This window comes from Streptomyces sp. NPDC060205 (assembly GCF_042728395.1).
GTDB lineage: Bacteria > Actinomycetota > Actinomycetes > Streptomycetales > Streptomycetaceae > Streptomyces.
Map to the genome: position 1 here is coordinate 1 of NZ_JBHWZP010000484.1, position 5,327 is coordinate 5,327.

General features: G+C 70.2%; 6 protein-coding genes. 5 read left to right on the top strand and 1 reads right to left on the bottom strand.

What is annotated here, in order from left to right:
* Positions 1 to 351: 351 nt before the first annotated feature.
* Together ACFWGJ_RS41465 and ACFWGJ_RS41470 are read left to right on the top strand one after the other, a co-directional pair.
* A complete protein-coding gene (locus ACFWGJ_RS41465; protein ID WP_387334133.1) occupies positions 352 to 882 on the top strand; it encodes a hypothetical protein in 531 nt (176 codons plus the stop codon).
* A 189-nt stretch (positions 883 to 1,071) separates the two neighbouring features.
* Positions 1,072 to 1,500, top strand: a complete 429-nt coding sequence (locus ACFWGJ_RS41470; RefSeq protein ID WP_387334137.1) for an MscL family protein — start codon at positions 1,072 to 1,074, stop codon at positions 1,498 to 1,500.
* A 67-nt stretch (positions 1,501 to 1,567) separates the two neighbouring features.
* Here the strand turns inward: ACFWGJ_RS41470 and ACFWGJ_RS41475 are convergent, their stop codons facing one another.
* Positions 1,568 to 1,750, bottom strand: coding sequence for a hypothetical protein (locus tag ACFWGJ_RS41475; protein ID WP_387334134.1), 183 nt, complete (start codon positions 1,748 to 1,750; stop codon positions 1,568 to 1,570).
* Positions 1,751 to 1,836: 86 nt separating this feature from the next.
* On the opposite strand from ACFWGJ_RS41475, the gene ACFWGJ_RS41480 reads away from it, so the two are divergent.
* The 3 genes from ACFWGJ_RS41480 (at position 1,837) to ACFWGJ_RS41490 (ending at position 5,207) form a co-directional block, all read left to right on the top strand.
* On the top strand, positions 1,837 to 2,865 hold the full coding sequence (locus ACFWGJ_RS41480; RefSeq protein WP_387334135.1) for a P1 family peptidase: 1,029 nt from the start codon (positions 1,837 to 1,839) through the stop codon (positions 2,863 to 2,865).
* A gap of 238 nt (positions 2,866 to 3,103) precedes the next feature.
* Positions 3,104 to 4,303: an Ig-like domain-containing protein gene (locus ACFWGJ_RS41485; protein ID WP_381832914.1), complete on the top strand. Its 1,200-nt coding sequence runs from the start codon at positions 3,104 to 3,106 to the stop codon at positions 4,301 to 4,303.
* Between the two features lie 157 nt (positions 4,304 to 4,460).
* Positions 4,461 to 5,207, top strand: a complete 747-nt coding sequence (locus ACFWGJ_RS41490) for a DUF6227 family protein (protein WP_387334136.1) — start codon at positions 4,461 to 4,463, stop codon at positions 5,205 to 5,207.
* The last annotated feature ends 120 nt before the right edge of the window (positions 5,208 to 5,327 follow it).

Sequence of the window (5,327 nt, forward strand, 5' to 3'; positions counted from 1 at the left end):
CCGCGTAGGGCTCCCGCAAAAAAGCCGGACCTTCCAACCGAGAGCCGTATGCACGGGGGCAGCGGACTCGACGTACCGGCACGGCCCGCTCCCTGGTCTCGTCGACGGGTGCCGGCAGGCTCGCTCTGGGTTTCGTCGCCGGGTGCCGGCAGGCTCGCTCTGGGTTTCGTCGCCGGGTGCGGGTGCGATGGGCTTGTGCTGGGGCTTGGGGTCGTGTGGGTGGGTGGAAGGGCTCCTTCGGGTGGTGGGGTTTTCCACAAGTGGGGGGCTGTCCACGGGCGTCTGCGGGGATTTTGGTGAGGCTGCAGTCTGGGGGGCGAAAGCGATCTCCGACCGCAGGCGGTGGTACTCGTGGGCCAGTTGTCCTCCTTTTCGCGTCCGTCGGGCACGGACGTTCCCGGTACGTGTCAGGTGCCGCACTTCGCTCCTGTACGGGTTCGGGGCGGGCGCTATCAGTTGCGCCGGCTGGTTCGGTGTCGGAGACGGGCTCTGGCGGCGGGGCTGGCCCTGACGGCGGCGGCCCTTGTCGCGGCCGGGCCCCAAGAGGTGGGGGCGCGGGGTGCGGGGCCGGCCCGGCCGGTGGTCGACTCCGTGCGGGAGCGGCGGGCGGTCGAGATGGTGACGGCGCCCGTGCGGATCGCCGACGGTGCGACCGTGCGGCTGCTCAGGGCCGGTGATCGGGTGGATGTGGTCGCGGCCGGGCAGACGACGGCGGGTGACGCACGGGTGGTGGCCCGCGGGGCGCGGGTGACGAAGGTCCCGGAGGCCCTGGAGGGCGTGTCCGAGGGTGGGGCGCTGGTCGTGCTGTCCGTGCCCAGGAGGACTGCCGCACGGCTGGCCGGGGCAGGCGTGACCTCGCGGCTGGCGGTGACCTTGTGCTGAGCATGATCAGGCGGGTGGTGCTGTGGCTGTCAAGTCGCTCGTTGGAGTCAGGGAATTGGACAGGGGCGCCGCACCCTGACGTAGGTTGCGGAGCTGTTCATTCCACAGTCTGTGCAACCGAGAAGGGTCCCCCTGGTGAGCGAGAAGAAGAAGGACCCGAGCATCTGGGACGGCTTCAAGGCCTTCCTGATGCGCGGGAACGTCGTCGACCTGGCTGTCGCGGTGGTCATCGGCGCTGCCTTCACCAACATCGTCAACTCCGTGGTGAAGGGCGTGATCAATCCACTGGTCGGCGCCTTCGGCACCAAGGACCTCGACAAGTACAGCTCGTGTCTGAAGTCACCCTGCGACTTCGACGAGGCGACGGGAACCGCGACCAGCGGCATCCCCATCATGTGGGGCACCGTCCTCAGCGCGACGCTGACGTTCGTGATCACCGCCGCCGTCGTGTACTTCCTGATGGTGCTGCCGATGTCGAAGTACCTCGCCCGGCAGGCGGCCCGACAGAAGGCGAAGGAGAGCACGCAGGAGGTGATCGAGGTCACCGAGCTGGCGGTCCTGAAGGAGATCCGCGACGCCCTGGTGGCCCAGCGCGGCTCCGGACACAGCGAGCGGTAGCGGCGGGAGGGGGCGGTACGGACAGGGGCTGCGGGGCGGCTCCGCGGCGGCCGGGCCGCGGGTGGGGTCAGATGTGGTGGGGCGGCTTCTCGTCCAGGAAGCGGGCCAGGTCCGCGGCGCTGTCGCCGGCCGGCCTCTCGCCCCACCCGCGGTCCGTGTCGTCCTCGGACGGACGGCTCAGCGGGTCGTCGAAGATCAGCGCGGCCTTGGGCTCACGTGGTTTCGGGGTGGGCGCTCCGGCTTCGCTCATATCTTCAGGGTACGCGCAGGCGAGCCTGCGGCCGGGCGTGCGCCGAGGTCCCTTCCGCGAGAGGAGCCGGGGTCGACACTTGGCTCATGACTGTTGACGCTCTGACGGATGTGACCGGGCTGCGGGTGGGGCATGCCACGCGGGTCGGCGACGGCTGGCTCACCGGGACGACGGTCGTCCTGGCCCCGGAAGGTGGCGCGGTCGCCGCCGTGGACGTGCGCGGCGGCGGGCCCGGCACCAAGGAGACCGACGCGCTCGACCCGCGCAATGTGGTGCGCAAGGTCGAGGCGATCGTCCTCACCGGTGGCAGCGCGTTCGGGCTGGACTCGGCGACGGGCGTGATGGCCTGGCTGGAGGAGCGGGGGCGCGGGGTGCGGGTCGGCCCCGATCCGCACCACGTAGTGCCGGTCGTGCCGGCGGCCTGCGTCTTCGACCTGGGCCGGGGCGGCGACTTCCGGGCCCGGCCGGACGCTGCGACGGGCCGGGAGGCGGTGGAGGCCGCGGCGGCGAGCGAGCCGGGCGGGCCCGTACGGGAGGGGTCTGTGGGCGCCGGCACCGGGGCGGCCGTCGGAATGATGAAGGGCGGAGTCGGCACCGCGAGTGCCGTTCTCGCATCGGGAATCACGGTGGCGGCGCTCGTCGTGGCCAACGCGGCGGGCTCGGTGCTTGAGCCGGAGAAGGGGGCGCTGTACGGCGAGTTGGTCCAAGGGCAGCTGGGCTGTCCGGACGCGGAGGTGCACCGGGCGGCGCGGGCGCGGCTGGCGGAGGCCGCGGCGAAGAACTCGGTCCCGCCGCTCAACACCACGCTGGCGGTGGTAGCCACCGACGCCGACCTGTCGAAGGCACAGGCCCAGAAGATGGCGGGTACGGCACACGACGGCATCGCGCGAGCCGTCCGGCCGGTGCATCTGCTGAACGACGGCGACACGGTGTTCGCCCTGTCCACGGGCGCACACCCGCTCGCCGCCGAGAACCCCCTGGCCCTGAACGACATCCTGGCCGCAGCCGCCGACCTGGTGACACGCGCGATCGTACGAGCGGTACGGACCGCCGAGTCGGCAGAGGGCCCGGGCGGAGTGTGGCTGTCGCACGGGGAGTTGTACGGGAGGGGGTAGGGGGCGGGTCCCCGGGAGGAGGTGGAGCGGAAGAGGGCGGTCCTCGGGAGCGGTCGGCCAATTGCCCGGCGGGCAAGTGTGGTTGCGGGGTCGGGATTGTCCCGACTCTGTCACGTGCTGGTGTCAGGGGCGGGGTGTGGGAACCCGGGCGGTCGGAGTTGCGCTCCTTGTTCATGGATCTTCTGTCCATGGAGCGGATCCACCGCCCGTCCCCCATCACCAGAACCTGGAGCAGCCCGTGACAACGCCCGGCTCGACAGCGAGGCGCACGCTGGTGGCCTGTGCCGCCCTGATGGTCGGCGCCCTGACTCTCACCTCTTGCAGCGGCGACGCCAAGGCCGACAACAAGCCCGGTGGGTCCGGCGAGGCGCGGATCGTGATCTCCGCCAGGAACGGCTCGGCGGGGGCGTCGATCAACTCGACCGGTGTGAAGGTCAGCGACGGGAAGCTGACCGAGGTGAGGATGACCGAGTCGGCGTCCGGAGCCGACGTGCCGGGGTCGGTCGCGGGAGACGGGAAGAGCTGGAAGCCCGAGAAGCGGCTGGAGCGGGGGACGAAGTACCGGATATCGGCCACCGCCAAGGGCGGGAGCGGGAAGACCGCGGCGGCCGAATCCACCTTCACCACGGTCTCCACGGACAACAGCTTCATCGGGACGTACACGCCCGACGGCGGGGCGAAGGTCGGGGTCGGGATGCCGGTGTCCTTCACCTTCGACAAGGCGATCACCGACAGGAAGGCCGTCCAGTCGCACATCGAGGTCACGTCCAGCAGCGGGCAGAAGGTGGTCGGGCACTGGTTCGGGGTGCAGCGCCTGGACTTCAGGCCCAAGGACTACTGGAAGGCCGGTTCCAAGGTCACGACCAAGGTCGACCTGGACGGGGTCGAGGGCGCGAAGGGCGTCTACGGGGTGCAGGACAAGACGTTCAGCTTCACGGTGGGGCGTTCGCAGGTGTCCACCGTCGACGTCGACACGCAGACCATGAAGGTCGTGCGTGACGGGCGGACCCTGAAGACGGTCCCGATCTCGGCGGGCAGCGCGGACAACAGCACGTACAACGGGCAGATGGTGATCTCCGAGAAGTTCCGGCAGACGCGGATGAACGGCTCCACGGTCGGCTACGGCGGTGAGTACGACATCGCGGACGTGCCGAACGCGATGCGGCTGACGACCTCGGGGACCTTCATCCACGGCAACTACTGGTACGACCAGGGCAACCCGCCGTTCGGGAGGCAGGGCACGAGTCACGGCTGCATCGGCCTCGCGGACGTGCAGGGCGCCGGGAGCGACACGAGCGCCAAGTGGTTCTTCGACAACTCGCTCGTCGGGGACGTCGTGACCGTCAAGAACTCCCCCGACAAGACGGTCTCGCCGGAGAACGGGCTCAACGGCTGGAACATGGCATGGAGTGCATGGACCGCCGGAAGTGCCCTCTGACCTAAGGGTTTTGTGGGTTTCGCGGGCCGCGCGGGAACTTCTCCCGCGGCCCCGGCGTTTTTCGTGTGTACGTTTTCTCGGTTCCCGGACATGATGTCCGACCGAGGGGCTACGGTATGCACCCACAAGGTGACATGCAGCAACGCCGGGAGAAGCCTTGAGCGTTCCGTACGAGACGGCAGCGTACGAGCCACCCGAGTCGCCCGAGTCTCCGGAGGAGCATCTCGCGCGACTCCTCGGTCGCGCCCTGAACTCCTTCGAGTTGCCGGACGACACGATAGGGCGGCTCGACCGGGCGCTGGCGCACGACAGTTCCCTGCACTCCGCGCACCACAGCGCGGGGCTGCACCGCGAAACGTACCGGCACACGTGGCTGCTGGCCGATGGGAGCGCGCTCACGCTCTGGGAGCTGGTCCACAACACCGCTCCGGGCCGCGACACCCAGCACGAGGTCTACGAGGACGCGGAGGAGCTGCGCACCGCGACCGCGCGCCTGCCGCTGCCCGTGGACACGCCCGACTTCGAACTGCCGCTGCTGGTGCGGCTGTCGGCCGTGGCGGAGCCGCTGCACGCGTATGTTCCGGACGACTCGGCGGACCACGGCCGGCGGCTGCTGCGGCGCGCCGAGAACGCGGACCGGCCGGGCGAGGACATGGCCGGGCTGCTGCGCAGGGCGTTCGCGCATCAGATCACCCAGGCCTTCGGGCGGCCGTGCCGGGCCGGCCGGAAGGGGCTGTGCTTCTCGCTGTACGAGCACGCGTTCCTGTTGCGGGACGGCCGCGAGCTGTCCCTGTGGGAGGTCGAGCACACGGCGACGCCCGACGGACGGCACATGTGCGAGGTGTACGCGTCGGAGGAGGACGCCCGGGAGGCCATGGAGCGGCGGGCGGCCAACCTGCGCTGACGGGAGCGGAGAGAGCCCGAGGCAATTCGTAAGCACATGGCCGTGGGGGGGGGGGGGGGGCCGGGGGCCCGCCCGGGGCGGTGAAAAAAAAAAAAACCCCCCCCAAAAAAAAACAAAAAA

Bases quoted from the DNA above. Each gene is read 5' to 3' on its own strand.
- ACFWGJ_RS41470 (WP_387334137.1), top strand. From the start codon at position 1,072: ATGCGCGGGAACGTCGTCGACCTGGCTGTCGCGGTGGTCATCGGCGCT.
- ACFWGJ_RS41475 (WP_387334134.1), bottom strand. From the start codon at position 1,750: ATGAGCGAAGCCGGAGCGCCCACCCCGAAACCACGTGAGCCCAAGGCC.
- ACFWGJ_RS41480 (WP_387334135.1), top strand. From the start codon at position 1,837: ATGACTGTTGACGCTCTGACGGATGTGACCGGGCTGCGGGTGGGGCAT.